This window comes from Burkholderia sp. HI2500 (assembly GCF_002223055.1).
Classification (GTDB): Bacteria; Pseudomonadota; Gammaproteobacteria; order Burkholderiales; family Burkholderiaceae; genus Burkholderia.
The window spans coordinates 710492-736857 of the sequence record NZ_NKFL01000004.1; the positions used below are offsets into that span (position 1 = coordinate 710492).

At 67.2% G+C, this 26366-nt stretch carries 22 protein-coding genes; 18 read left to right on the forward strand and 4 right to left on the reverse strand.

Annotated features, from left to right (window positions below; genetic code table 11):
• Nucleotides 1-29: 29 nt before the first annotated feature.
• Complete coding sequence (gene pdxY / locus CFB45_RS05960) at nt 30-890, reverse strand: pyridoxal kinase PdxY (protein ID WP_069249245.1); 861 nt, start codon at nt 888-890, stop codon at nt 30-32.
• A 173-nt stretch (nt 891-1063) separates the two neighbouring features.
• On the opposite strand from pdxY, the gene CFB45_RS05965 reads away from it, so the two are divergent.
• Nucleotides 1064-2125, forward strand: a complete 1062-nt coding sequence (locus CFB45_RS05965) for an alpha/beta fold hydrolase (protein ID WP_089424877.1) — start codon at nt 1064-1066, stop codon at nt 2123-2125.
• Between the two features lie 36 nt (nt 2126-2161).
• On the opposite strand, the gene CFB45_RS05970 is transcribed toward CFB45_RS05965, so the two are convergent.
• Nucleotides 2162-3160 carry an LLM class flavin-dependent oxidoreductase gene (locus CFB45_RS05970; RefSeq protein ID WP_089425872.1) on the reverse strand — a complete coding sequence of 333 codons (999 nt, stop codon included), beginning with the start codon at nt 3158-3160 and terminating at the stop codon, nt 2162-2164.
• Nucleotides 3161-3800: 640 nt separating this feature from the next.
• Here CFB45_RS05970 and hpnI point away from each other — a divergent pair.
• The 16 genes from hpnI (at nt 3801) to CFB45_RS06065 (ending at nt 22087) form a co-directional block, all read left to right on the forward strand.
• A complete protein-coding gene (gene hpnI, locus CFB45_RS05975; RefSeq protein ID WP_089424878.1) occupies nt 3801-4976 on the forward strand; it encodes a bacteriohopanetetrol glucosamine biosynthesis glycosyltransferase HpnI in 1176 nt (391 codons plus the stop codon).
• Between the two features lie 136 nt (nt 4977-5112).
• The gene (gene hpnJ / locus CFB45_RS05980) at nt 5113-6555 is read left to right on the forward strand and encodes a hopanoid biosynthesis associated radical SAM protein HpnJ (protein ID WP_306426918.1); all 1443 of its coding nucleotides are present in this window, start codon (nt 5113-5115) and stop codon (nt 6553-6555) included.
• A 3-nt stretch (nt 6556-6558) separates the two neighbouring features.
• Complete coding sequence (hpnK, locus tag CFB45_RS05985) at nt 6559-7443, forward strand: hopanoid biosynthesis-associated protein HpnK (RefSeq protein WP_089424880.1); 885 nt, start codon at nt 6559-6561, stop codon at nt 7441-7443.
• Nucleotides 7440-8489 (forward strand): lysylphosphatidylglycerol synthase domain-containing protein, encoded by a 1050-nt coding sequence (locus CFB45_RS05990; RefSeq protein ID WP_089424881.1) that lies wholly within the window; start codon nt 7440-7442, stop codon nt 8487-8489. The genes hpnK and CFB45_RS05990 overlap by 4 nt, the downstream gene beginning before the upstream one ends.
• Before the next feature lie 87 nt (nt 8490-8576).
• Entirely contained in the window at nt 8577-9134 is a 558-nt protein-coding gene (locus CFB45_RS05995; protein ID WP_089424882.1) for a hypothetical protein, read from the forward strand.
• A gap of 276 nt (nt 9135-9410) precedes the next feature.
• Nucleotides 9411-10100 carry an ABC transporter permease gene (locus CFB45_RS06000; protein WP_011351455.1) on the forward strand — a complete coding sequence of 230 codons (690 nt, stop codon included), beginning with the start codon at nt 9411-9413 and terminating at the stop codon, nt 10098-10100.
• On the forward strand, nt 10097-10810 hold the full coding sequence (locus CFB45_RS06005) for an ABC transporter permease (protein WP_011351456.1): 714 nt from the start codon (nt 10097-10099) through the stop codon (nt 10808-10810). Before CFB45_RS06000 ends, CFB45_RS06005 begins: the two co-directional genes overlap by 4 nt.
• Nucleotides 10811-10830: 20 nt before the next feature.
• On the forward strand, nt 10831-11631 hold the full coding sequence (locus tag CFB45_RS06010) for an ABC transporter ATP-binding protein (protein ID WP_039348269.1): 801 nt from the start codon (nt 10831-10833) through the stop codon (nt 11629-11631).
• Nucleotides 11632-11653: 22 nt separating this feature from the next.
• Nucleotides 11654-12697, forward strand: coding sequence for a GlxA family transcriptional regulator (locus tag CFB45_RS06015; protein ID WP_089424883.1), 1044 nt, complete (start codon nt 11654-11656; stop codon nt 12695-12697).
• Between the two features lie 1031 nt (nt 12698-13728).
• Nucleotides 13729-14961, forward strand: a complete 1233-nt coding sequence (locus CFB45_RS06030; RefSeq protein ID WP_089424884.1) for an aspartate aminotransferase family protein — start codon at nt 13729-13731, stop codon at nt 14959-14961.
• A 30-nt stretch (nt 14962-14991) separates the two neighbouring features.
• Nucleotides 14992-16044 carry an arginine/ornithine succinyltransferase subunit alpha gene (aruF, locus tag CFB45_RS06035; RefSeq protein WP_089424885.1) on the forward strand — a complete coding sequence of 351 codons (1053 nt, stop codon included), beginning with the start codon at nt 14992-14994 and terminating at the stop codon, nt 16042-16044.
• The gene (gene astA, locus CFB45_RS06040) at nt 16041-17072 is read left to right on the forward strand and encodes an arginine N-succinyltransferase (protein ID WP_089424886.1); all 1032 of its coding nucleotides are present in this window, start codon (nt 16041-16043) and stop codon (nt 17070-17072) included. Before aruF ends, astA begins: the two co-directional genes overlap by 4 nt.
• 7 nt (nt 17073-17079) lie before the next feature.
• Nucleotides 17080-18543, forward strand: a complete 1464-nt coding sequence (gene astD / locus CFB45_RS06045) for a succinylglutamate-semialdehyde dehydrogenase (protein ID WP_089424887.1) — start codon at nt 17080-17082, stop codon at nt 18541-18543.
• A gap of 14 nt (nt 18544-18557) precedes the next feature.
• Nucleotides 18558-19898: an N-succinylarginine dihydrolase gene (astB, locus tag CFB45_RS06050; protein WP_089424888.1), complete on the forward strand. Its 1341-nt coding sequence runs from the start codon at nt 18558-18560 to the stop codon at nt 19896-19898.
• Nucleotides 19882-20937: a succinylglutamate desuccinylase gene (gene astE, locus CFB45_RS06055; RefSeq protein WP_089424889.1), complete on the forward strand. Its 1056-nt coding sequence runs from the start codon at nt 19882-19884 to the stop codon at nt 20935-20937. Before astB ends, astE begins: the two co-directional genes overlap by 17 nt.
• Nucleotides 20938-21292: 355 nt before the next feature.
• Nucleotides 21293-22087: an ABC transporter substrate-binding protein gene (locus CFB45_RS06065; RefSeq protein ID WP_043182082.1), complete on the forward strand. Its 795-nt coding sequence runs from the start codon at nt 21293-21295 to the stop codon at nt 22085-22087.
• A 139-nt stretch (nt 22088-22226) separates the two neighbouring features.
• On the opposite strand, the gene CFB45_RS06070 is transcribed toward CFB45_RS06065, so the two are convergent.
• Nucleotides 22227-23726: an HDOD domain-containing protein gene (locus tag CFB45_RS06070; RefSeq protein ID WP_089424890.1), complete on the reverse strand. Its 1500-nt coding sequence runs from the start codon at nt 23724-23726 to the stop codon at nt 22227-22229.
• Nucleotides 23727-23753: 27 nt separating this feature from the next.
• Nucleotides 23754-25496: a putative bifunctional diguanylate cyclase/phosphodiesterase gene (gene cdpA, locus CFB45_RS06075; protein ID WP_206150870.1), complete on the reverse strand. Its 1743-nt coding sequence runs from the start codon at nt 25494-25496 to the stop codon at nt 23754-23756.
• Between the two features lie 279 nt (nt 25497-25775).
• Here cdpA and CFB45_RS06080 point away from each other — a divergent pair, with 279 nt between their 5' ends.
• A complete protein-coding gene (locus CFB45_RS06080; protein ID WP_089424892.1) occupies nt 25776-26327 on the forward strand; it encodes a peroxiredoxin in 552 nt (183 codons plus the stop codon).
• The last annotated feature ends 39 nt before the right edge of the window (nt 26328-26366 follow it).

Sequence of the window (26366 nt, forward strand, 5' to 3'; positions counted from 1 at the left end):
CCGTTGAAGCGCAGGGCGATGCCGGCGTGTCAGGCGTCCGTGACCCACGCGCCGAACCATTCGCTCGGGCGCGCGATTTCGTCCTGCGCGGCGACGAGTTCGAGCTCGTAGCGGCGCGCATCGTAGGTGGCCTTCACGACCGCGTGCACGGCCGCGAGCGTGTGCTCGAATGCCGCGCGCACGGAGTCGCCGCGCAGCCGGCAGGCGACGAAAATCGCGCTGGTCAGGTCGCCGACGCCGACCGGATGGCGCGGAAACGCGTACAGGGGGCGCTGGCCGATCCACGCTTCGGTTTCGGTGACCGCGAGCATGTTGAAACGATCGGCGGGGCTGTTGCGGTCGTGCAGGTGCTTGACGAGGATGATCTGCGGGCCGCGACGGATCAGCGAGCGGCAGGCTTCGACGGCTTCGGCGACGGTTTCGATGCGCCGCCCGGCGAGCTTCTGCAGTTCGGTGTGGTTCGGCGACATGCCGTCCGCGAGCGCCGGCACCTCCTGAACCATGAATTCTTCGACGCCGGGCTCGGGCCGGATGCCGCCCGTCTGGCCCATCGCCGGATCGCAGAAGTACCACGCGTTGGGGTTCATCGCCTTCACCGAGCGGACGATCTCGATAGCCGCACGCGCCTGCGGCGGCGAACCGAGGAAGCCGGACAGCACGGCGTCGCAGCGCTTGAGTGCGCCGATCGCCGCGATGCCGTCGACGAGCTGCTCCATCTTCGCGGCATCGATCGCGCTGCCGGCCCAGTGACCGTACTGCATGTGATTCGACAACTGGACGGTATTGAGCGGCCAGACGTTGACGCCGAGGCGCTGCATCGGGAACACGGCCGCACTGTTGCCGGCATGGCCGTAGATGACGTGCGACTGAATGCTGAGGACGTTTTTCATGGGAAGCGCCTGCACGCGTTTCAGGGTCACGTCACACGATACCCGAGTTCGTCGCGGGCGCGGAAGTCGCGCGGCGCCGGAGTGTTGCGCGCCGTCGTCAGCGCGACCGCGTAGAATCGCGGGGCGCGAGACGGCCCGGCCGCCCGCGTGCGTCTCCAATCACCGTGATCGCCATGCTTTCGATTCGCAAGATGTTGTTTGCCGCGCGCGCCGCCGTGCTCGGCGCGGGTGTCGCCGTCGCGTGCGCCGTGCCTGCCATGGCCGCCGCCGCATCGCCCGCCGGCAACGACGGGCCCGTGTATGGCCCGCGCCTGGAAGGGTTCGCCTATCCGGCACCCGTGCATCTCTACACGTTCGTGTCGCAGCGCGAAACCCTCGAGATGGCCTACCTCGATGTGCAGCCGGCCCACCCGAACGGCCGCACCGTCGTGCTGCTGCACGGGAAGAACTTCTGCGCGGCGACCTGGGAGGACACGATCGGCGTGCTGAGCCGCGCCGGCTATCGCGTGATCGCGCCGGACCAGATCGGTTTCTGCAAGTCGTCGAAGCCCGATCGTTACCAGTACAGCTTCCAGCAGCTCGCACGCAATACGCATGCGCTGCTCGAATCGGTGGGGGTGAAGTCGGCGACGATCGTCGGCCACTCGACGGGCGGGATGCTCGCGATGCGCTACGCGCTGATGTATCCGAAGGCGACCGACCAGCTCGTGCTCGTGAACCCGATCGGCCTCGAGGACTGGAAGGCGCTCGGCGTGCCGCCGCTGCCGGTCGACTACTGGTATGCGCGCGAGCTGAAGACCACGGCCGACGGCATTCGCCGCTACGAGCAGGGCACGTACTACGCGGGCAAGTGGTCGCCGTCGTACGAGCGCTGGGTGCAGATGCTGGCCGGGATGTACCGTGGCGTCGGTCGCGACGCGGTCGCATGGAACTCCGCGCTGATCTACGACATGATCCTCACGCAACCGGTGGTCTATGAACTCGGCGCGATCCGCGTGCCGACGCTGCTGATGATCGGCGACAAGGACACGACCGCGATCGGCAAGGACGTCTCGCCGCCCGACGTGCATGCGAAGCTCGGCCGCTACCCGGAACTCGCGAAGCGCACGCAGGCGGCGATCCCCGGCGCGCAGCTCGTCGAGTTCCCGGCGCTCGGCCACGCGCCGCAGATCCAGGATCCGGACGCGTTCCACAAGGCGCTGCTCGACGGGCTGGAGGCCGTGCACCCGCAGTGATGCGGGGCCGGCCGCAGGCGGCCCGGGCGCGCGCCGTCAGCGCGCTTCGCTCGCGAGCTCGTCGCGGATCTGCGCGGTCAATTCGAACGAGCGCAGCCGTGCCGCATGATCGTAGATCTGCGCGGTGACGATCAGCTCGTCGGCTCCCGTCTGCGCGATGCGGTCGCGCAGCTTGTCGCGCACCGTGTCGCGCGAGCCGACCGCCGCGAACGACAGCGAATGCGCAACGGTCGCGAGTTCGAGCTCGTTTGCCTCGAGCACGTCGACCGGCGGCGGCAGCTTGCCCGGCGTGCCGCGCCGCAGATTGATGAACTGCTGCTGCAGCGACGTGAACAGGCGCCGCGCCTCGTCGTCGGTATCGGCGACGAACACGTTGACGCCGACCATCGCATGCGGCTTCGGCCATGCGGCCGACGGCCGGTACTGCGCACGATAGATCTCGAGCGCGCGCATCAGGTAATCGGGCGCGAAGTGCGACGCGAACGCGAACGGCAGCCCGAGCATCGCGGCGAGCTGGGCGCTGAACAGGCTCGAGCCGAGCAGCCACACGGGCACGTCGAGCCCTGCGCCGGGCACCGCGCGCACGCGCTGGCCGGGCACCGGCTCCGCGAAGTAGCGCTGCAGCTCGGCGACATCATCCGGAAACGAGTCGGCGCTGCCGATCAGGTCGCGGCGCAGCGCGCGCGACGTGGTCTGGTCGGTGCCGGGCGCGCGGCCGAGGCCGAGGTCGATGCGCCCCGGATACAGCGACGCGAGCGTGCCGAACTGCTCGGCGATCACCAGCGGCGCGTGGTTCGGCAGCATGATGCCGCCCGACCCGACCCGGATCGTCCGCGTGGCGCCCGCGACATGGCCGATCACGACGGCCGTTGCCGCGCTCGCGATGCCGGGCATGTTGTGATGCTCGGCGAGCCAGTAGCGCTGGTAACCCCAGCGCTCCGCGTGCTGCGCGAGATCGACGGTGTTGCGGAATGCCTGGGAGGCGTCGGCGCCGGCCGGAATGGGGGCGAGATCGAGTACGGAAAACGGAGTCATCGGATGGCCTTCGAAAGGGGCGCGCGCGGTGATGCGCTGACGCAACAAATGCCAAGGATTTTGCCAAAGGGTTCCGGAACGTGCTGGCGGCGGCCCGATACCCATGCGCGGTTCAGGGGTGCAGGGTCGAATTCGGCGGTCGTTGCAAAAATCAATCTAATCGCCGATTAATTACCGTTCTTTACGGCGATTGGATGTGAATCCGCATCGACGTACAAATTTGCACGAAACGTAGTCTTTTCAAGACTGCAATACGCCTGCAAACCGCTTACGCTAACGTGAACGCGGGTGCGCCCAAATGGTTCGCCGACTGCGCAGCTTTGCCGGAATTGCACCAGTCCGTTTCTCGTAGCGCCGAGCGCGGGGTGCCGCAGGCTGCTAAAATCCGGCGCCTACCCATGTTGTGCCGAAGGTAGCCATACGAATCTTCCCGCATCCCGTCCGGGCGTCGCGCGGAGATGCACCACGCGAAGCCGGGCATGGCCGTATCCGAAGGATGGGCCGAGCCTCCCTCATATACAGGCGCTGCTGGAACAAGGAGTCGGGTCGTGCCCGCGTTCGTCGTTGTCGGAATACCGAATCACGCTCAATCATGCTCAAGCGTTCTCCATGGCGTTCAGGTCGCCGGGAGGCGTCGCGCATGACGGCAACCGCAACGATGCTCGACTGGCTCCTGATCGTCTTCACGCTGGCCGCGGCCGGCTATGCGCTCGTCGCCGCGTTCGCACCGCGGCCGCGTACGCCGCGCACGGCCGTGCGCGACGGCTTCGAGCCGGTCAGCGTGCTCAAGCCGCTGTGCGGCGCGGAGCCGCACCTGTACGAAAACCTCGCGACGTTCTGTGAGCAGCGCCATCCGCGGTATGAAGTGCTGTTCGGCGTCGCGTCGGCGGCCGATCCGGCGATTGCCGTGGTCGAACGGCTGCGCGCCGATTATCCGGAGTGCGACATCACGCTCGTGATCGACGCGCGCGTGCACGGCAAGAACCTGAAGGTCAGCAACCTGATCAACCTCGCCGAGCGCGCGAAGTACGGCCGCATCGTGATCGCGGACAGCGACATCGCGGTGAAGCCCGACTATCTGGAGTGCGTGACGGCGCCGCTCGCCGACGTGTCGGTCGGTGTCGTCACGTGCCTGTATCATGCGCGCAGCGTCGGCGGGTTCTGGACGCGGATCGGCGCGCAGTTCGTCGACGCATGGTTCGCCCCGTCGGTCCGGATCACGCACCTCGGCCGCTCGAGCCGCTTCGGCTTCGGCGCGACGCTCGCGCTGACGCGCGACACGCTCGACCGGATCGGCGGCTTTCCCGCGCTGAAGGACGAACTGGCCGACGATTTCTGGCTGGCCGAGCTGCCGCGCCGGCTCGGGCGACGCACCGTGCTGTCGGAGGTCGAGGTCGCGACCGACGTGATCGAACCGTCGTTCGGGCCGCTGTGGCACCGCGAGACGCGCTGGCTGCGCACGATCCGTTCGCTGAACCCGGCCGGCTTCGCGTTCCTGTTCATTACGTTTACCGTGCCGTGGCTCGCGATCGGCGCGGCGCTCGCGCTGCGCCTCGACGGCACCTTCGCCGGCGCGCTGGCGGGCTGGGCGGCCGTGGTGGGCGCGTTCGGGCGGCTCGTGCTGCACGCCCGCGGTGAAGATGGCTGGCGCGCGTTCTGGCGCGACCTGCCGCTCGTCGCGGTGCGCGACACGCTGCTCGCGCTCGAGTGGCTCGCGGCCGTGTTCGGCACGCACGTGGTGTGGCGCGGCGCGAGGATGACGGTCGTCGGCGGCGAACGCGCGACGGCGGCGGTGGAAGCAGTGGACGGCCGCTAGGGCCGTTCCGACCGAACCCGGCCCGAGGGCCGAGACGCGCTGCGCGGCGAGGCCGCGCGGCGCGACATGACAGAGAGGCGGGCGCCGGCAGGGCGGCCCGCGGTTTTTTGACTGAATCGTTGTGACGAATCGAACTATGCAGGCTACCGGAGCATTCATGAAAACGCTGTTCTTGCAGGCCCCTTCGTATGACGGCTTCGACGGCGGAGCCGGGTCGCGCTATCAGGCGAAGCGCGAAATCCGTTCCTTCTGGTATCCGACGTGGCTCGCGCAGCCGGCCGCGCTCGTGCCGGGCAGCCGCGTCGTCGACGCACCGGCCGACGGCCTGTCGGTCGAGGAAACGCTGAAGATCGCCAACGACTACGACCTCGTGATCATCCACACGAGCACGCCGTCGTTCCCGACCGACGCGATGTTCGCGCAGGACCTGAAGAAGATGAAGCCGTCGATGCTGGTCGGCATGGTCGGCGCGAAGGTGATGGTCGATCCGCACAACTCGCTCACGGCGAGTGACGCAATCGACTTCGTGTGCCGCGAGGAATTCGACTACACCTGCAAGGAAATCGCCGAAGGCAAGCCGTTCCCCGAGATCAAGGGCTTGAGCTGGCGCGCGAAGGACGGCTCGATCGAGCACAACGAAGCGCGTCCGATCCTCGAGAACATGGACGAACTGCCGTTCGTCGCGCCCGTCTACAAGCGCGACCTGAAGATCGACAACTACTTCATCGGCTACCTCAACTATCCGTACGTGTCGATCTACACGGGCCGCGGCTGCAAGTCGCGCTGCACCTTCTGCCTGTGGCCGCAGACGGTCAGCGGCCATCGCTACCGCACGCGCTCGGTCGAGAACGTGCTCGCGGAAGCGAAGTGGATCCGCGACAACATGCCGGAAGTGAAGGAACTGATGTTCGACGACGACACCTTCACCGACGACCTGCCGCGCGCTGAAGCCATCGCCATCGGCCTGGGCAAGCTCGGCATCACGTGGTCGTGCAACGCGAAGGCGAACGTGCCGTACAAGACGCTGAAGGTCATGAAGGAAAACGGCCTGCGCCTGCTGCTGGTCGGCTTCGAATCCGGCGACGACCAGATCCTCGTGAACATCAAGAAGGGCGTGCGCACCGATTTCGCGCGCCGCTTCAGCGCGGACTGCAAGAAGCTCGGCATCAAGATCCACGGCACCTTCATCCTCGGCCTGCCGGGCGAGACGCAGGAGACCATCAAGAAGACGATCGAGTACGCGAAGGAAATCAATCCGCACACGATCCAGGTCTCGCTCGCCGCACCGTATCCGGGCACGACGCTCTACAAGCAGGCCGTGGAAAACGGCTGGATGGAAGAGAACAAGACCATCAACCTGGTGAGCAAGGAAGGCGTGCAGCTCGCGGCGATCGGCTATGCGCACCTCTCGCGCGACGAGATCTATCACCATCTCGAGCAGTTCTATCGCCAGTTCTACTTCCGCCCGTCGAAGATCTGGGAGATCGTCCGCGAGATGCTGACGAGCTGGGACATGATGAAGCGCCGCCTGCGCGAAGGTGTCGAGTTCTTCCGCTTCCTGCGCGCACACGAGGCCTGATTCATGGCGACGCAGCCGGCGGCGCGGGCGCTGATCTTCACCGCGGACGACTTCGGGCTGCACCCGCGTGTCAACGCGGCGGTCGAGCGCGCGCACCGCGACGGCGTGCTGAATGCCGCCAGCCTGATGGTCGGCGCGCCCGCCGCGCACGATGCGATCGAGCGCGCGCGGCGGCTGCCGTCGCTCGCGGTCGGCCTGCATCTCGTCCTCGCGGACGGGCCGGCCACGCTGCCCGCACGTGAGATTCCCGCGCTCGTCGGCCCCGACGGGCGGTTCGGCGATGCGATGGCGAAGGACGGCTGCCGCTTCTTCTTCCTGCCGCACGTGCGGGCGCAGCTGCGCCGCGAGATTCGCGCGCAGTTCGACGCGTTCGCGGCGAGCGGCTTGCCGCTCGACCACGTGAACGCGCACAAGCATTTCCACCTGCATCCGACCGTCCTGTCGCTGATCATCGAGATCGGCCGCGACTACGGGTTGCGCGCGGTGCGGCTGCCGTACGAGACGAGCGCGCCCGCGCTGCTCAAGCCGTGGATCGCGCTCGTGCGCGCGCGGCTCGACCGCGCGGGGCTCGCGCACAACGACTACGTGGTCGGCATCGAGCATACGGGCGCGATGGACGAGGCCGTGCTGCTCGATGCGCTCGCCAAGCTGCCGCCGGGTGTCGGCGAGATCTACTGCCATCCGGCCGAGGCCGGCGACGGCCCGATCACGCCGACGATGGCCGGCTACCGTCCGGCGGACGAACTCGATGCGCTGCTGTCGCCGCGCGTCGCGGCCGCATTGAAGGCGGCGGGCGTCGCGACCGGCGGCTTTGCCGACGTGTTCGGCCAGCCCGCCGCACGGCGCGCCGCGCCGGCGTCGCGCGCACCGGGAGCGCAGCCGTCATGACCAAGTGGATCAAATGGCTCGGCTGGCCGCTCGGCATCGGCATCCTGCTCGCGCTGGGGCTGCACGAAGGCATCGGCGACGTGTCGCAGATGCTCGCGCGCGCCGGTTATGCGTTGCTGTGGCTCGTGCCGTTTCATGCGCTGCCGCTGCTGCTCGACGCCTACGCGTGGCACCTGCTGCTCGACAAGCGCTCGTCGCTGCCCTTCCTGTGGTGGATCGCGACCGTGCGCGAGGCCGTGAACCGGCTGCTGCCGGTGGTCGGGATCGGCGGCGAGATCGTCGGCATCCGCCTCGCGCGCTGGCAGGTGCCCGACGCGAGCCGCGTGACGGCATCGGTGATCGTCGAGTTGCTCGTGACGATCGTCGTCCAGTATGCGTTCGCCGCGCTCGGTCTCGTGCTGCTGCTCGCGACGACGGACAGCATGGGCGGCGGCACGATCGGTCTCGCGTTGCTGCTCACGCTGCCGCTGCCGGTGCTCGGCGTCGTGCTGATGCGCCGTGGCGGCATCTTCCATGCGATCGAGCGTTTCGCGGGCCGCCTGCTCGGCGATTCGCACCGGCTGCTGCAGGGCGTCGACGGCAAGCGGCTCGACGCCGACATCGATGGGCTGATGTCGCGCACGGGCCTGCTGTTCAGCGCATTCTTCTGGCAGCTGGCCGGCTACGTGCTCGGCGCGCTCGAGATCTACTGGGCGCTCGCGCTGCTCGGCCATCCGGTGTCGATCGGCGGCGCGATCGCGATCGAGGCGATGGCGCAGGCCGTGCGCCATGCGGCATTCATGGTGCCGGGCGGCCTCGGCGTACAGGAGGCGACCGTCGTGCTGCTCGCGCAGATGTTCGGCGTCGACCGCGAGACGGCGCTGTCGCTCGCGCTGGTCAAGCGCGGCCGCGAGGTGCTGTTCGGCTGCCTGGCGCTCGGTTCGTGGCAACTGGCCGAACTCGTGCGCACGCGGCGCCGTATCGACGTGCCGCCGGCCGTGCCACGGGCGCCGCAAGCGACGAGCCGCACGACCCGGGCCGAGACTGAAACCGAAACGATGCATTGAACGCGAGACGGGCCGCGCGCCCGTCTCGCGCTTTTGGCGCTGCGCGGGTATCCTTGCCGCGTGTTTTCTCGACGCGCATTTCTTCCGATGAATTTCCGTTTCCGGCTGCTTCCCGTGACGATGCTGGCCGCCGCGCTGGCGCTGACCGGCTGCGACGACAAGCAAGGCAATCTCGGCGTGCAACGTATCAGGGATTTCTTCAACGCGATCAAGCCCGCGCCGCTGCTGCTGAAGGGGCTGAAGGTCGGCGAATCGACCGAGGCCGACGTGCGCGGCACGATGGGCAAGCCCGAGACCGAGCGCGACTTCACCGACGGTTCGAAGCGGCTCGAATACCCGCGCGGCCCGATGGGCAACCAGACGTGGTTCGTCGATCTCGATGCGAACGGCCGCTACACGGGCGCGACGCAGGTGCTGACCGCCGAGAATTTCGCGAAGGTGCGCCCCGGGATGAACGAGGACGAGGTGCGGCGCCTGCTCGGCAAGCCCGGCGACATCGCGCAGTATCCGCTCAAGCCCGAGATCGTCTGGAGCTGGCGCTGGCTCGAGGACGGCGTCAACACCGACGCATTCTTCAACGTCCATTTCGGCCCGGACGGGCTTGTCTATACGACTTCGCGCTCCGACATCCTGAAGGGGCGATAGGCGTAGCCGCAGCCTCCTTCGGCGCTATATCGAAAAAGCGACCGGAAAATTGCAAAAAGTCCGCTTCCCCGCCGGTTATCCGGTTGTCAGGAAGCGGCTTTTTTCCTTTTGAAACAGCGGCGTACGCCGTGGTTGCAAATGATGGGACGGATTGTTGCGACGCAGCAATCACGCGCAAGGTGGTTTGAGGCAATCAATTTCGCTTGCGACTATCCGCGTCAGCCCGGCGCGGGACAGGCAGACGCGTCGGCATCCATTCCAACTCTGGAGACGCGCGTGTTCCTTTACGGCTTTGGTCCTGTCCTCTGGGCCGGCACCGTGCAGACCATCGAGCTGTCGGTGCTGTCGCTCGCCACTGCGGTGGCGCTGGGGCTGATCGGCGCGGTGGCGAAGCTGTCGCACAACCGGGTGCTGCGAGCGATCGCGACCGGCTATACGACGCTGATCCGCTCGGTGCCCGATCTCGTCCTGATGCTGCTGTTGTTCTACAGCATCCAGATCTGGCTGAACCAGTTCACCGACTTCGTCGGCTGGGACCAGATCGACATCGACCCGTTCGTGGCCGGCGTGCTGACGCTCGGCTTCATCTATGGCGCGTACTTCACCGAGACGTTCCGCGGTGCGTTCCTGTCGGTGCCGCGCGGCCAGCTCGAAGCCGGCGCGGCGTACGGGATGAGCGGCGCGCGCGTGTTCGCGCGGATCATGTTTCCGCAGATGATGCGCTTCGCGCTGCCGGGGATCGGCAACAACTGGCAGGTGCTCGTGAAGGCCACCGCGCTGGTGTCGATCATCGGCCTCGCGGACGTCGTGAAGGCCGCGCAGGACGCCGGCAAGAGCACGTTCAACATGTTCTTCTTCATCCTCGTCGCGGCGCTGATCTATCTCGCGATCACGACCGTTTCCAACCTCGTGCTGATCCAGCTCGAGAAGCGTTATTCCATGGGCGTGCGGCACGCAGATCTATGATCGAAATTCTCCAGGAATTCGGCCAGGCGTTCCTTTACTGGGACGGCCAGCGCCTCTCCGGCCTCGCGGTGACGCTGTGGCTGCTCGTCGCATCGATTTCGCTCGGCTTCGTGTGCGCGGTGCCGCTCGCGGTTGCACGCGTGTCGAAGAACAAGTGGGTGTCGACGCCGGTGCGGTTCTACACGTACGTGTTCCGCGGCACGCCGCTCTACGTGCAGTTGCTGCTGCTGTACACGGGCATGTACAGCCTCGAGTTCGTGCGATCGCACTCGCTGCTCGACGCGTTCTTCCGCAGCGGCTTCAACTGCGCGATTCTCGCGTTCGCGCTGAATACCTGCGCGTACACCACGGAGATCTTCGCGGGTGCGATCCGCGCGATTCCGCACGGTGAAGTGGAGGCTGCACGGGCGTACGGGATGTCGCCGTTCACGATGTATCGCCGCGTGATCCTGCCGTCGGCGCTGCGCCGCGCGCTGCCGCTGTACAGCAACGAGGTGATCCTGATGCTGCACGCGACGACTGTCGCGTTCACCGCGACCGTGCCGGACATCCTGAAGGTCGCGCGTGACGCGAATTCCGCGACCTACATGGCGTTCCAGTCGTTCGGGATCGCCGCGCTGATCTATCTTGCGGTATCGTTCGCACTCGTCGCGGCGTTTCGCCGCGCGGAGCGCCACTGGCTTGCGTATCTCGCGGCCGCCCGTCATTGAATCACTTCGAGGAGAGCCAGTTGGCCGAGATCACTCAAACGAGCGCTGCCGCTTCCACCAAGCTTGCCGCGGTCGACATTCACAAGCGCTACGGTGACAACGAAGTGCTCAAGGGCGTGTCGCTGAACGCGAAGGCCGGCGACGTCATCAGCATCATCGGCGCGAGCGGCTCGGGCAAGAGCACGTTCCTGCGCTGCATCAACTTTCTCGAGCGGCCGAATGCGGGGCAGATCGTCGTCGACGGCGAGGCCGTGCGCACGAAGACCGACCGCGCCGGCGCGCTCGAAGTCGCCGATCACAAGCAGCTGCAGCGCATCCGCACGAAGCTCGCGATGGTGTTCCAGCACTTCAACCTCTGGGCGCACATGAACGTGCTCGAGAACGTGATGGAAGCGCCGGTGCACGTGCTCGGCATTTCGAAGAAGGAAGCCGAGGAGCGGGCGCGCGAGTACCTGGAGAAGGTCGGCTTGCCGCCGCGCGTCGAGAAGCAGTATCCGTCGCATCTTTCGGGCGGCCAGCAGCAGCGCGTGGCGATTGCACGGGCGCTGGCGATGCATCCGGACGTGATGCTGTTCGACGAGCCGACGTCGGCGCTCGACCCGGAGCTGGTGGGCGAAGTGCTGAAGGTGATGCAGAAGCTCGCCGAGGAAGGCCGCACGATGATCGTCGTCACGCACGAGATGGGTTTCGCGCGCAACGTGTCGAACCACGTGATGTTCCTGCATCAGGGGCGGACCGAGGAAGAGGGCGATCCGAAGGAAGTGCTGGTCCGCCCGCAGAGCGAGCGGCTGAAGCAGTTCCTGTCGGGCAGTCTCAAGTAACGCGACAGGGCAGGTTTCGACCGTGGTACCGGTGTCTCGTCCCGCAGGCGCCACCCGCACGACGCAGGTGGCGATCGTTGCATTGCCGCCCGTGTCGATGTCGGGCGTGGGTCCGATCGTCGATGCGCTGAATCTCGCGAACGAGATCGACGGGCGGCTGCTGTATCGGTGGCAGGTGTGTTCGTGGGACGGGCGGCCGGTGCCGCTCGCCGGCGGCGCGCAGTGGCATGCCGATGCGGCGTTCAACGATGCGATCGCGTGTGACTGGGTCATCGTCGTGTCGGAGCGGTTTCAGCAGTTTGCCGACTATCGGTTGTTTCTCGCGAGTCTCGCGAGGGTGGGGCAGCGCACGCCTGTCGTGACCGGCATTCATCATGGCGTGTGGTGGCTGGCCATGGCCGGGCAGCTTTCCGGGTATCGCGTGAGCGTGAACTGGGAGACGTATCAGCAGTTCGCCGAACAGTTCGAGCGGTCGATCGTCACGCAGCAAATCTTCGAGATCGATCGCGATCGGGCTACCTGTGCGGGTGGGCAAGCCACCGTTGACTTCATGCTGGCCATGATTGGCCGGGAACATGGGCCGGATCTCGCGGAGAGGATCGCCGATGCGCTCGGCGCCGGGACTTTGCGGAGCGGCGAGGAGCGGCAGCGGATTCCTTTTGTGACTGCGCCGGGCGAGCGGCATCCTCGGTTGAATGACGCTTTGCTTTTGATGGAAGCCAATGTCGAGGATCCGTTGACCACCGATGAAATAGCCGAGCTCGTTGGCGTGTCACGCCGGCAACTGGAACGGCTCTTTCGACAGTATCTCGGGGCGATGCCCTCCAAGTATTACCTCAATCTTCGGTTGCTCAAGGCTCGGACTCAGTTGCAGCGGACTAGCAAGTCGGTTGTTCAAGTTTCTCTCGCCTGTGGGTTCTCTTCTGCTGCGCACTTTTCTAACGCTTACCGCGAAAGGTTTGGAGTCACGCCTCGGGAGGATCGGCGAGCCTGGCTCGAGAAGCAGACCGGGGGCGGCGGCGAGCCTCGGGGTGGGGCGCTCGTCGAGCGCGGTGATAAAGGGTGATTTTGTTCTTTTGGTGGTTCGCTTGCGGTTTTCGTGAAGCACCTGCTGTCTTGTCGGTCTATTAGCGTCGCCCCTGCGCGGGGCGGCGGTTACTTTTCTTTGTCTTGCCAAAGAAAAGTAACCAAAAGAAAGGCGCTGTGAGAACGCAAGACCTCCCGGTGCCGTAGTGCGCGGAGTGGACCGCGCCTAAGTGTCCGCGCCAGTCCAGAACACGGAGTGGTTCGAGCAATGGTTCTGACATCCTCCACTACCCAACAGAGCGGTATACCGCCCGCCAGCTCCATCCTCGCTACGCTCGGCTGCAAGGTACTTTACGTCGCGTTGCATGCGCTCCCTGCTTGTGCCGGCGCAGCATCAGCAAAGCACGCAACCCTCTTTTCTCACACCATTCGTACCGATCGGACTGCTTGCCATCGGTGAGTGTTGGATAACGGTATGGGCACGTAGAGTGCATGCTGCGTCCCTTTTTCCTGACGAATGAGGGTAGCCTTGATTCGCTGAGTCCGGGGTGCTCGCATGTGATTGCTGGAGCTGATTGGCCTCAGATGTTACTGGAGGGGGTGTCCCTGTCGGCCGAGCGAAGCGAGGGCGGAGCTAGCGGGCGGTATACCGCTCTGTAGGGTGGTGGGAGGTGTCAGAACCATTGCTCGAACCACTCCGCGTTCTAGACTGGCGCGGACACTTAGGCGCGATCCACTCCGAGTGCCACGGCACCGGGAGGTCTTGCGTTCTCATAGCGCCTTTCTTTTGGTTACTTTTCTTTGGCAAGACAAAGAAAAGTAACCGCCGCCCCGCGCAGGGGCGACGCTAATAGACCGCTAAGACAACAGGTGCTTCACGCCAACCGCAAGCGAACCGCCCAAAAAGCCTCAAAATACGCCCACCAAAACCGAAGCCCCCGCCCGGAAGGGCAAAAACAAACCGCACTATCCGCTTCCGATAGAACCCGTCGCAATTCCGCAAGACGCTTGCGTCACCCTTACCTAAACTTGATCCTGTTGAACCCTCTTACGAAACCGAAAGGAACGACCATGACGACCTCGACCGTGACCCGCCAGACATTCGATGAAGTGATGGTGCCGGTATTTTCCCCCGCGCCGTTCGTGCCGGATCGCGCAGAGGGCTCCCGCGTGTGGGACACGGCCGGCCGCGAGTACATCGACTTCGCGTGCGGTATCGCGGTGACGTCGCTGGGCCACGGCCACCCGGAACTGCTGAAGGTGCTGGACGAACAAGGCCGCAAGCTCTGGCACATCGGCAACGGCTACACGAACGAGCCGGTGCTGCGCCTCGCGAAGCGCCTCGAATCGCTGACTTTCGCCGACCGCGCGTTCTTCGCGAACTCGGGCGCGGAAGCGAACGAAGCCGCCCTGAAACTGGCCCGCCGCGTCGCATTCGATCGCCACGGCGCCGATAAAGCCGAAATCATCTCGTTCGTGCAGTCGTTCCACGGCCGCACGTTCTTCACGGTCAGCGTCGGCGGCCAGCCGAAGTACTCGGAAGGCTTCGGCCCCGTGCCGGAAGGCATCAAGCACCTGCCGTACAACGACATCGAAGCCGCCAAGGCCGCGATCGGCCCGCAAACCTGCGCGGTGATCGTCGAACCCGTGCAAGGCGAAGGCGGCGTGATCCCGGCCGATCCGGCCTTCCTGAAGGCACTGCGCGAAGCGTGCGACGCGCACGGCGCGCTGCTGATTTTCGACGAAGTGCAAACGGGCGTCGGCCGCACGGGCCAGTTCTACGCTTACATGGATACCGGCGTCACGCCGGACATCCTGACGACCGCCAAGGCGCTCGGCAACGGCTTCCCGATCGGCGCGATGCTGACGACGAACGAACTCGCTGCGCACTTCAAGGTCGGCGTGCACGGCACGACGTACGGCGGCAACCCGCTTGCCTCGGCAATCGCCGACAAGGTCGTCGAACTGATCGGCGACCCGGCGCTGCTCGAAGGCGTGCGCGAACGCAGCGTGCGCCTGAAAGGCGCGCTCGAGCGCATCAACGCGCGCTTCGGCATCTTCAAGGACGTACGCGGCAAGGGCCTGCTCGTCGGCGCGGAACTCACCGCGGCATTCGACGGCCGCGCGAAGGACTTCGTTACCGCCGCCGCGGAAAACGGCCTGATCATGCTGATCGCCGGCCCGAACGTGCTGCGCTTCGTGCCGTCGCTGGTGATCCCGTTCGACCTGCTCGACGAAGGCATGAAGCGCTTCGAGAAGGCAGTCGAGCAAGTGCTCGCCGCCCAGGAAGCCACCGCGCGCTGATCGGCGCACCCATCGCAGACAGGAACGACGATGCTATTTGTTCGCCCCGGCAAACTCACGGATCTCGATGCGCTCGCGCACATGGCGCGCACCGCGCAGCCGGTCCTGCACTCGCTGCCGCACGACCGCGCGGCGCTCGAAGCGCGTGTGGCGCTCTCCGAGGATTCGTTTCGCGCGGACGTCGACTTCGCCGGCGAGGAGTTCTACCTCTTCGTGCTCGAGGATTCGTCGACCGGCAAGCTGCTCGGCACGGCGAGCATCGTGGCCGCGGCCGGCTACTCGGAACCGTTCTACGCGTTCCGCAACGACGCATTGATCCACGCGTCGCGCGAGCTGCACGTGAACCGCAAGATCCACGCGCTCACGATGTCGCACGAGCTGACCGGCAAGAGCCGGCTGGCGGGCTTCTACGTCGATCCGTCGCTGCGCGGCGACGCGGCCGCGCACCTGATCTCGCGTGCGCGGATGATGTACATCGCCGCGAACCGCCGCCGCTTCACGCCGGAAGTGTTCACGCTGCTGCTCGGCGTGAGCGACGGCACCGGCGCATCGCCGTTCTGGGAAGCGGTGGGCCGCAAGTTCTTCGGCCGCGACTTCACCGACGTCGACATCGCGTCGGGCGGCCGCAGCCGTACCTTCATCGCGGAAGTGATGCCGGCGTATCCGCTCTACGTGCCGCTGCTGCCGGAAGCCGCGCAGCGCGTGCTCGGCGAGCCGAACGAATCGGCGCTGCTCGCCTATGACATCCATCTCGAGGAAGGCTTCGAGCCCGACCGCTTCGTCGACATCTTCGACGCGGGCCCGGTGCTGACCGCGCAAGTCGACCGCACCGCGTGCGTGAAGCACGGCGCCGAGCGCACCGTGCGCGAGGCCGCGCACCAGCAGGGCGATGTCGCCTACATGGTGTCGACGGGCAGCGGCGAATCGTTCCGCTGCGTGCTGGCCGAGCTGCCGGGCGAGACGGATGACGCGCCGCTGGCCGGCGACGTGCGCGCGGCGCTCGATGTGAAGGATGGCGATGTCGTGCGCTGCGTGCCGCTGCACCGCCGCGACGATGAAGATTTGAAGGGAGACGCAGCATGATCGTCGTTCGGGTCGTACAAACGGGCGACGTCGACGCGCTCGTGTCGCTCGCGAAGGAAACCGGGCCGGGGCTGACCACGTTCAAGCCCGATCGCGACGCGCTCGCCGCGCGCATCGAGCGCACGCGCCGCACGCTCGCGGGCGAGGCGGCGGCCGGCGAGGCCGGCTACTTCTTCGTGATGGAAGAGTCGAAGACGGGCGACATCGCGGGCGTGTGCGGGATCGAGACGCAGGTCGGCCTCGAACAGCCATTTTACAACTACCGCGTGAGCACGGTCGTGCACGCGAGCCAGGAGCTCGGCGTGTGGACGCGGATGTCCGCGCTGAACATCTCGCACGACCTGACCGGTTACGCGGAAGTGTGCTCGCTGTTCCTGAGCCCGCGCTATCGCACGGGCGGCGTGGGCGGGCTGCTGTCGCGCTCGCGCTTCATGTTCATCGCGCAGTTCCGCGAGCGCTTTCCGGAACGCATCTGCGCGGAACTGCGCGGCCACTTCGACGACGACGGCACGTCGCCGTTCTGGCGCGCAGTCGGTTCGCACTTCTACCAGATCGATTTCAACGCGGCCGACTATCTCAGCTCGCACGGCCGCAAGTCGTTCCTCGCGGAACTGATGCCGCGCTATCCGGTGTACGTCGACCTGCTGCCGCAGGACGCGCAGGACGCGGTCGGCCTCACGCACCGCGATACGCTGCCGGCCCGCAAGATGCTCGAGGCGGAAGGGCTGCGTTACCAGAATCACGTCGACATCTTCGACGCGGGCCCCGTGCTCGAATGCCACGTCAACGACCTGCGCACGGTGCGCGAGAGCGTCGTCGTGCCGGTCGCGATCGGTGTGCCGGATGCGCGGGAAGACGCTCCGAAGTCGCTCGTGTCGAACACGTCGCTCACCGACTTCCGCGTCGGCGTCGCGCCGGGCGTGGTCGCGAACGGCTCGTTCGTGCTGTCGGCCGACGATGCCGTCGCGCTCGACGTGAAGGCCGGCGATCCGGTGCGCGTGCTGCCGCTCAAAGTCAAACAGGGATAAACGAATCATGACGGAACTCTTCATCGACGGCGCCTGGGTCGCAGGCTCGGGCCCCGTGTTCGCTTCGCGCAACCCCGGCACCGACGAGATCGCGTGGCAAGGTGAAAGCGCGTCGGCAGCCGACGTCGATCGTGCGGTCGCAAGCGCGCGCCGCGCCTTCGCCGGCTGGTCGGCGCTCGACTTCGAATCGCGCTGCGCGATCGTCAAGCGTTTCGCCGCGCTGCTCAACGAACGCAAGGAAGCGATCGCGACCGCGATCGGCCGCGAGACGGGCAAGCCGCTGTGGGAAGCACGCACGGAAGTCGCGTCGATGGCCGCGAAGGTCGGCATCTCGATCCAGGCCTATCAGGAACGCACCGGCGAGAAGCGCCAGGACATGGCTGACGGCGTCGCGGTGCTGCGCCATCGCCCGCACGGTGTCGTCGCGGTGTTCGGCCCGTACAACTTCCCCGGCCACTTGCCGAACGGCCATATCGTGCCCGCGCTGATCGCCGGCAATGCGGTCGTGTTCAAGCCGTCGGAGCTCGCACCGGGCGTCGCGCGTGCGACGGTCGAGGTGTGGAAGGACGCCGGCTTGCCGGACGGCGTGCTGAACCTCGTGCAGGGCGAGAAGGACACCGGCATCGCGCTCGCGAACCATCGGCAGATCGACGGGCTGTTCTTCACCGGCAGCTCGGATACCGGCACGCTGCTGCACAAGCAGTTCGGCGGCCGTCCGGAAATCGTGCTCGCGCTCGAGATGGGCGGCAACAACCCGCTCGTGATCGGCGAAGTCGAAGATATCGACGCGGCCGTCCATCACACGATCCAGTCGGCGTTCCTGTCGGCCGGCCAGCGCTGCACGTGCGCGCGCCGCATCTTCGTGCCGCAGGGCGCGTTCGGCGACCGCTTCCTCGCGCGTTTCGCCGACGTGACGTCGAAGATCACGGCCGACGTGTTCGACGCCGATCCGCAGCCGTTCATGGGCGCGGTGATCTCGGCACGCGCGGCGGCGAAGCTCGTCGACGCACAGTCGCGCCTGATCGAGCAGGGCGCGAAGCCGATCATCGCGATGACGCAGCGCGATCCGCGCCTCGGCTTCGTGAACGCGGCGATCGTCGACGTGACGGGCGTCGCGAACCTGCCGGACGAAGAGCACTTCGGCCCGCTCGCGCAGATCGTCCGCTACGCGACGTTCGACGAAGCGATCGAGCGCGCGAACGACACGGCGTTCGGTCTGTCCGCCGGCCTGCTGGCCGACGACGCGAACGCATGGGAACACTTCCGCCGCACCATTCGCGCCGGGATCGTCAACTGGAACCGGCCGACCAACGGCGCGTCGTCCGCCGCGCCGTTCGGCGGCACCGGCCGCTCGGGCAACCATCGTCCGAGCGCGTACTACGCGGCCGACTATTGCGCGTATCCGATGGCGTCGGTGGAAAGCACGCAACTGACCTTGCCCGCGAGCCTGTCGCCGGGCCTGCATTTCTGATCGAGGGAACGACGATGAACGCACAAGAAGCCAATTTCGACGGGCTCGTCGGCCCGACCCACAACTACGCCGGGCTGTCGTTCGGCAACGTGGCGTCGCTCAACAACGAAAAGTCGGCCGCGAATCCGAAAGCCGCTGCGAAGCAAGGGCTGCGCAAGATGAAGCAGCTCGCGGATCTCGGCTTCGCGCAAGGCGTGCTGCCGCCGCAGGAGCGGCCGTCGCTGCGCCTGCTGCGCGAGCTCGGCTTCTCCGGCAAGGACGCGGACGTGATCGCGAAGGCCGCGAAGCAGGCGCCCGAACTGCTCGCCGCGGCGAGCTCGGCATCGGCGATGTGGACCGCGAACGCAGCCACCGTCAGCCCGTCGGCCGATACGAGCGACGGCCGCGTGCACTTCACGCCGGCGAACCTGTGCAGCAAGCTGCATCGCGCGATCGAGCACGAAGCGACGCGCCGCACGCTGTCGACGCTGTTCGCCGATCCCGCGCATTTCGCGGTGCATGAAGCGCTGACCGGCACGCCGGCACTCGGCGACGAAGGCGCGGCGAACCACACGCGCTTTTGCGCCGAATACGGCAAGCCGGGCATCGAGTTCTTCGTGTACGGCCGCGCGGAGTACCGCCGCGGCCCCGAGCCGAAGCGCTTCCCGGCGCGCCAGACCTTCGAGGCGAGCCGCGCGGTCGCGCATCGCCACGGCCTCGACGAAGAAGCGACGGTCTATGCGCAGCAGGATCCGGACGTGATCGACGCGGGCGTGTTCCACAACGACGTGATCTCGGTCGGCAACCGCGACACACTGTTCACGCACGAGCGCGCGTTCGTCAACAAGCAGGCGATCTACGACACGCTGACCGCCGCGCTCGACGCACGCGGGGCGCGCCTGAACGTGATCGAGGTGCCCGAGGCCGCCGTGAGCGTGAACGACGCGGTGACGTCGTACCTGTTCAACAGCCAGCTGCTGTCGCGCGCGGACGGCTCGCAGGTGCTCGTCGTGCCGCAGGAATGCCGCGAGAACGGCAACGTCGCGGCCTATCTCGACGAACTCGCGGCCGGCAACGGCCCGATTCACGACGTGCTCGTGTTCGACCTGCGCGAAAGCATGAAGAACGGCGGCGGCCCAGCGTGCCTGCGCCTGCGCGTCGTGCTGAACGAAGCGGAGCGCGCGGCCGTCACGTCGAACGTGTGGATCAACGACACGCTGTTCGCGTCGCTCGACACGTGGATCGACCGGCACTATCGCGACCGCCTCGCACCGGAAGACCTCGCCGATCCGGCGCTGCTCGACGAATCGCGCACCGCGCTCGACGAGCTCACGCAGATCCTGCGCGTCGGTTCGCTGTATGACTTCCAGCGCTGATTCCCGCATGGCCGGCGCGCTGCTCGACGACTTCCTCGCGTTCACGCTGACCGGCGGCGCACCGTCCGCGACGGACGGCACCTGCGCGGCCGGCGCCGTGCGCTGGCAATGGCGCGGCGACGGGCTGCTCGCGCTCGAACCGGTGGCGGCCGAGGCCGCCGGCGCGGCGCGCGCGAGCGTGCTCGTGTCGGCCGGCGTGCACGGTGACGAGACGGCGCCGATCGAGCTGCTGTCGATGCTCGTGCGCGATCTCGCCTCGGGCGCGCTGCCGCTCGCGTGCCGGCTGCTCGTCGTGCTCGGCAACGTGCCGGCGATGCGCGCCGGCGAACGCTATCTCGACGACGACCTGAACCGCCTGTTCAGCGGCCGTCACGCGCAGGTGCCCGACAGCCGCGAAGCACCGCGCGCCGCGCAGCTCGAAGCGGCCGCCGCTGCATTCTTCGCGGCCGCGCCGGCCGGCGCCGCGCGCTGGCACATCGACATGCACACGGCGATCCGCGCGTCGGTGTTCGAGCAGTTCGCGCTGCTGCCGCACACGGGCATGCCGCCGACACGCACGATGTTCGAATGGCTCGGCGACGCGCGGATCGCGGCCGTGCTGCTGCATACCGCGAAGGGCAACACGTATTCGCATTTTACGGCCGAGCATTGCGGTGCGCTCGCGTGCACGCTGGAACTCGGCAAGGTGCGCCCGTTCGGCCAGAACGACCTGGCGCGCTTCGCGCCGGCCGACCGCGCGGTGCGCAAGCTCGTGTCGGGCGCCGCTTGCGAGGCCGACGCGCCGTTGCCGCGCGTCTTCACGGTGATCGACCAGATCACGAAGCAGAGCGACGCGCTCGAGCTGTTCGTCGCGGCCGACGTCGCGAATTTCACCGCGTTCGCACGCGGCACGGTGCTCGCGCAGGACGGCGATTACCGCTACACGGTGACGCACGACGAAGAGCGCATCGTGTTTCCGAATCCGTCGGTGAAGCCGGGGTTGCGCGCGGGCCTGCTCGTCGTCGATACGACCCGCGAGACGGTCGCCGCGCTCCTCTGACGGTGCCCGACTGCGCGTGGCCGCGGTGACCCGCGGCCCGCGCATCGCCCGGCCACCATTCCTGTTTCGAGATAATGCCCATCCGCCGCGCAGAAGGCCCGCGGGTCGCGCTTGCGTATTTGCGACATCGTCTTGCAAGTTCGACGGGCCGCCCGGCTGACGTCGGCGCCCGCAGCGCAGCATCAAGTGCCGGCGGCTGCTTTGCCATATCGGGCCGCGCGGATTGGTACAATCGCGGCCTTGCGGCTGTTGCGCCGCATCACGGCGCGGCGGCAGCATTGCCGTGGTCATCCGACCCTGCAATGATGCATGCGCCCGTAGTTCCGGAACATTCGAGTATCGAGGAGAACACCTGATGAAGTTGGATTGGCGTAAAGTGGCCGCGCATGCGGTGGTGGCGGCATCGGCCGTGGCGGCAGGCAGCGCGATGGCAGCGGATCTGAAAGAGATCCGTTTCGGCGTCGAAGCCTCGTACGCGCCGTTCGAATACAAGACGCCCGACGGCAAGCTGACCGGCTTCGACATCGATATCGGCAACGCGGTGTGCGCGAAGCTGAAGACGAAGTGCGTGTGGGTCGAGAACGACTTCGACGGCCTGATCCCGGCGCTGCAGGCGCGCAAGTTCGACGCGATCAACTCGGACATGACGATCACCGACCAGCGCAAGCACGCGATCGCGTTCACCGATGCGATCTACACGATCCCGAACCAGCTGATCGCGAAGCAGGGCAGCGGCCTGCTGCCGACCCCGCAATCGCTGAAGGGCAAGCGCGTGGGCGTGCTGCAGGGCACGATCCAGGAAGCGTACGCGAAGAAGAAGTGGGCGCCGGCCGGCGTCGAAGTCGTGCCGTACCAGACGCAGGACCTGGCCTACGCCGACCTGAAGTCGGGCCGTCTCGACGCGACGTTCCAGGACGCGGAAGCCGGCTCGAAGGGCTTCCTGACGAAGCCGCAAGGCCAGGGCTTCGCGTTCGCGGGCGGTACCGTGAGCGACGCCGAGATCCTCGGCTCGGGCGTCGGCTTCGGCCTGCGCAAGAACGACGCGGCGCTGAAGACCGCGCTCGATCAGGCGCTGAAGGAACTGAAGGCCGACGGCACGATCGACAACCTCGCGAAGAAGTACTTCAGCGTGCCCGTGACGCTCAAGTAAGCGCTGCGCTCGATCGCACGATGCAAGCAAACCGGCCGCTGATGCGGCCGGTTTGTCTTTGGGGGCGGGAAATGACGAAAAACCGCGGACGACGGGAAACCGCGGACGGGAACCCGCGCGGCAGCGGCCGGCGGTGGCGTCAGGCCGGAAAGAACCGGCCCAGTTCGCGCGCCAGCTCGTTGAGCACGGCCATCTCCTGCTGCGTGATCTTGCGCGCGGGCTGCGCGCCGGCCCAGTCGCCGTACAGCAGCGCGACGGTCGTCGTGCCGACGCGCACCGGCAGCAGCACGAACGCGCGCGTGTCGTCGAATGCGTCGAGATACCACGCGGGCAGGCGCTTGAGCATCTTCGGCTCCTGCGCCTGCTCGATGAAGATGCCGACCGAGTTCGAGATCGCGAGATGAAACACGTCCGGCTCGAAGCGCTCGTCGAAGCGCAGCCGGTCGAGCGTCGTGTCGACGCCGGGGCCGAAGCCGAGGCGCGCGGCGAACATGCCGTCGTCGTGGCGCACGAACATCACGGTGCGCGTGAACGCGAGGCCGGCCAGCAGGCTTTCCGACGCGAGCGCGAGCACCGGCGTCAGCACGTGCTCGGACGGCAGCGCACGCAGGTCCGCGAGGCCGGCTTCGAGGCACGCCTCGGGCGCGGCCTGGGCGCGCGCGATCGCATCGGCGTTCGCGCGCAGCTCGACGATCTCGCGCATCACGGTGTCGCTCGCTTCCTCGCGCGCGAGCCGCTCGGCGATCTCGACGAGCGCGTCGGATTCCATGTCGAGCTCCGCACCGTAGTGCTGCGCGAGCGCCGCGATGCGCGCGTCGCGCTGCGGGCTCGCGGGCATCACCAGCGCGCCCGCGACGTCGGTCGAGCAGCGGCTGATCGCGCGCAGCCAGCGGACGCGGTCGGCCGGGCCGTCATCGGTCGCACGGCCCGCGTCGTGATCGTCATCGTCGTTGCCGAACGCGTCGGCATGGACCACGTGGTCACGATCGGCCATCCCCGCGCGGATCACGTCGGGCAAGCGCCAGCGCGCGGCGGCCTCGAGCCCGATCTCGTCGAAGCCGACGCCGAGCACGTCGATGCAGGCGGCCGCTTCGTCGCCGTTCAGCTCGGCCGCGCGACGGCGGATCCGGTCCCATTCGCTGTCGAGATAGCAGACCACGAGCAGCTTGCCGACCTGGCGCATCAGCGTGCAGACGACGGCTTCCTCGCCCGCGCGCAGCTCGGCGCGCTCGGTGAGCTTGCGTGCGACGCAGCCGGACAGCAGCGCCCGGTTCAGCTCGAGCTTCGCGTCGATGCGCCGCGGCGTACTGTGGTGGAAATGGTCGACGAGCTTGAGCCCGACGACGAGGTGGCCGACGGCGTCCATGCCGAGCACCATCAGGGCGCGGGTCACGGTCGTGATGTTGCCGCCGAACGCCATGTACATCGCGGAGTTCGCGAGCCGCAGCACTTTCTGCGTGAGCGCGAAGTCCGACAGCACGACGCGCACGAGCGCGGTGAAGTCGAGGTCGTCGTTCTTCATCGCGGCCATCGTCGCGCGCAGCGATTCCGACAGCAGCGGGAAATCGCCCCGTTCGTTCATCCGGGCCCACAGCTTGTCGAGCAATGCGGTGCGGGGCAGGTGTTCGGTGATTGACATACGGATCTGTCCGGTTCGCCGCGCGCGTCAGGCGGCGGCGTGCAGGTGCAGCTGCTGCGCCTCGAAGCGCCGCGCGAGCTCCTCGGACGGCAGCGCCTGGCAGACGAGCCAGCCCTGGATATGGTTGCAGCCCATCTCCGTCAGCAATTCGCGCTGCGCCTCGGTCTCGACGCCTTCGGCGACGAGTTCGAGATCGAGCGTCTGCGCGAGGCCGACCACCGCCGACACGATCGCGCGGTCATTGCGCGAGGTCAGCAGGTTCTCGACGAAACTGCGGTCGATCTTCAGCTTCGCGAGCGGGAAGCGCTGCAGGTACGCGAGGCTCGAATAGCCGGTGCCGAAATCGTCGATCGCGAAGCGGATGCCGAGATCGGTCAGCTCCTCGAGCAGCCCCTTGGCCTGCGCGGGATCGTGCATCAGCAGGCTTTCGGTGATCTCGAGCACGATGCGGCGCGGGTCGATGCCCGTCAGCGCGATCGCCTCGCGCACGCTTTGCGTGAAGCGCGGGTCGCGGAACTGCTGCGGCGACACGTTGACCGCCACGTACTGCAGCGCGAGCCCCTGACGGTCCCAGGCGACGAGCTGCATGCACGCGGCCTTGAGCACCCAGTTGCCGAGATAGTTGATCAGGCCGATCGATTCGGCGAGCGGAATGAAGGTCGCCGGCGGCACGAGGCCGTGCACCGGATGGCGCCAGCGGATCAGCGCCTCGACCCCGACCACTGCGCCCGACTGGCTGCGCGTGATCGGCTGGAAATGGAGCGAAAACTCGCCGTTGCGCACGCCGTCGTACAGGTCGGCCTCGAGCTTCAGCCGTTCGGCGTCGGCCGGATCGTCGACGGGGGCGTGGAACGCGAGCGCATTGCCGCCCGACGCCTTCGCCTGCGCGAGCGCGTGGTCGGCGCGGCGCAGCAGCGGGCTGTGGTGCTGCGCGCGGTGCGGCGCCGAGCGCTCGTCAGGGTAGAGCGCGATGCCGATGCTCGCGGACAGGTGCACGGTCTGCCCCTGGTACACGTAGGGCTCGCGCACCGCGGCCTGCAGCCGGCGTGCGAGTGCGTCCGCCGCATTGCTCGCCTGCGTGCGGTTCGGCGCGCCGAGCACGACCGCGAACTTGTCGCTCGCGACGCGCGCGAGCTGCTCGTTCGGCGTGACGAGCGCCTTCAGCCGCTGCGCGGTCTCGCGCAGCAGCGTGTCGCCCGCGTCGTAGCCGAGCGCGCGGTTGATCCGCTGGTAGTCGTCGAGGTCGAGCAGCAGCAGCGCCGCGCAGGAGCCGTCCCCGTCGGCGGCCTGCTGCGCGCGCATCAGCGCGGGCACGAGCGCGGACAGGTTGTCGAGCCCCGTCATCGGGTCGTGGTGCATCTCGTAAGTCAGGCGCGCCTCGAGCGCGCGCCACGACGACACGTCGAACGCCGCGATCGCGAACCCGTCGACGCCGTGGTGACGGCTCTTGAACGCGCGGATCTCGACGTCCAGCGGGTAGGTGAGCGACTTGACGATGCACATCGTCGCCTTCTCGACCTGGCCGGAACGCGCGGCGCGTGCAAGCAGGCCTTCGAGCGCCGCGGTATCCTGTTCGGCGATCAGGTCGCGCAACGTCAGCGTGTGCAGGTAGTCGCGGTGGTAGCCGATGAAGCGCAGGCTCGCATCGGACACGTACAGAAAGCGCAGTTCGCGGTCGACATGGGCGAGGAAATCCACCGTGCCGACCGTCTGTTCCAGCCAGTTGCGCACGGAGTCGTCGCGTCGCGGCGCACCGGCGCGCGCGGGCATCAGCGCGCCGCCCGACCAGGCGAAGCGGCGCAGCGTAAGCAAGGCGCTGCGCCAGGAGCCCTTGCGTGACGTCTGTTTCCTGTTGGCTTCCATGTTTCTCGCTGACGTGAAGGGCTGGAACCGGTTGTCCGGAAGGAATAACGGCAGACTGTGCGGAATCTTTAACGGACCGGCCGCGGATGGCGTTGCCGCTGGACCGGATCGGCCACGCGGGTGTTCGACAGGCGAACGCCGGCGGGGCCTACATCGAGGCTGACTTTATAAGAAATGAGGACGCAGATGAAGCGAAAACTGTTGCTGGGCGCCGCCTTGGCGGCGCTGGTGGCCGGCCATGCGCTGATGGCGCAGGCGGAATTGAAGCCGGGTGCCGCGGCGCCCGATTTCACGACGCAGGCGTCGCTGGGCGGCAAGACTTACACGTACTCGCTCGCGGACGCGCTGAAGCAGGGGCCGGTCGTGCTGTATTTCTATCCGGCCGCGTTCACGAAGGGCTGCACGATCGAGGCGCACGCGTTCGCGGACGCGGTCGACCGTTACAAGGCTTACGGCGCGACGGTGATCGGCGTTTCGGCCGACAAGATCGACACGCTGACGAAGTTCTCGGTGAGCGAGTGCCGGAGCAAGTTCCCGGTCGCGGCCGATCCGGATGCGAAGATCATCCGGGAATATGATGCGAAGCTGCCGGCGATCGACAAGGCGAACCGCGTGTCCTACGTGATTTCGCCGGAAGGGAAGGTGCTCTACGAATACACGAGCATGTCGCCCGACAAGCACGTCGAGAACACGCTCGCCGCCGTGAAGGCGTGGGCTGACGCGCATCCGAAGCAGTAATCGGGCGGCCCGCACGGCAAAGCGGCCCGTCCTGCGGGC

What these genes read in the sequence shown, in the direction of transcription:
- CFB45_RS06080 (WP_089424892.1), top strand. Translation starts at nt 25,776, where the DNA reads ATGAAGCGAAAACTGTTGCTGGGCGCCGCCTTGGCGGCGCTGGTGGCC.
- aruF (WP_089424885.1), top strand. Translation starts at nt 14,992, where the DNA reads ATGCTATTTGTTCGCCCCGGCAAACTCACGGATCTCGATGCGCTCGCG.
- CFB45_RS05970 (WP_089425872.1), bottom strand. Translation starts at nt 3,160, where the DNA reads ATGACTCCGTTTTCCGTACTCGATCTCGCCCCCATTCCGGCCGGCGCC.
- astE (WP_089424889.1), top strand. Translation starts at nt 19,882, where the DNA reads ATGACTTCCAGCGCTGATTCCCGCATGGCCGGCGCGCTGCTCGACGAC.
- CFB45_RS05965 (WP_089424877.1), top strand. Translation starts at nt 1,064, where the DNA reads ATGCTTTCGATTCGCAAGATGTTGTTTGCCGCGCGCGCCGCCGTGCTC.
- hpnK (WP_089424880.1), top strand. Translation starts at nt 6,559, where the DNA reads ATGGCGACGCAGCCGGCGGCGCGGGCGCTGATCTTCACCGCGGACGAC.
- hpnJ (WP_306426918.1), top strand. Translation starts at nt 5,113, where the DNA reads ATGCAGGCTACCGGAGCATTCATGAAAACGCTGTTCTTGCAGGCCCCT.
- astA (WP_089424886.1), top strand. Translation starts at nt 16,041, where the DNA reads ATGATCGTCGTTCGGGTCGTACAAACGGGCGACGTCGACGCGCTCGTG.
- CFB45_RS05990 (WP_089424881.1), top strand. Translation starts at nt 7,440, where the DNA reads ATGACCAAGTGGATCAAATGGCTCGGCTGGCCGCTCGGCATCGGCATC.
- astD (WP_089424887.1), top strand. Translation starts at nt 17,080, where the DNA reads ATGACGGAACTCTTCATCGACGGCGCCTGGGTCGCAGGCTCGGGCCCC.
- CFB45_RS06070 (WP_089424890.1), bottom strand. Translation starts at nt 23,726, where the DNA reads ATGTCAATCACCGAACACCTGCCCCGCACCGCATTGCTCGACAAGCTG.
- CFB45_RS05995 (WP_089424882.1), top strand. Translation starts at nt 8,577, where the DNA reads ATGAATTTCCGTTTCCGGCTGCTTCCCGTGACGATGCTGGCCGCCGCG.
- CFB45_RS06065 (WP_043182082.1), top strand. Translation starts at nt 21,293, where the DNA reads ATGAAGTTGGATTGGCGTAAAGTGGCCGCGCATGCGGTGGTGGCGGCA.
- pdxY (WP_069249245.1), bottom strand. Translation starts at nt 890, where the DNA reads ATGAAAAACGTCCTCAGCATTCAGTCGCACGTCATCTACGGCCATGCC.
- cdpA (WP_206150870.1), bottom strand. Translation starts at nt 25,496, where the DNA reads ATGCCCGCGCGCGCCGGTGCGCCGCGACGCGACGACTCCGTGCGCAAC.
- CFB45_RS06005 (WP_011351456.1), top strand. Translation starts at nt 10,097, where the DNA reads ATGATCGAAATTCTCCAGGAATTCGGCCAGGCGTTCCTTTACTGGGAC.
- CFB45_RS06030 (WP_089424884.1), top strand. Translation starts at nt 13,729, where the DNA reads ATGACGACCTCGACCGTGACCCGCCAGACATTCGATGAAGTGATGGTG.
- hpnI (WP_089424878.1), top strand. Translation starts at nt 3,801, where the DNA reads ATGACGGCAACCGCAACGATGCTCGACTGGCTCCTGATCGTCTTCACG.
- astB (WP_089424888.1), top strand. Translation starts at nt 18,558, where the DNA reads ATGAACGCACAAGAAGCCAATTTCGACGGGCTCGTCGGCCCGACCCAC.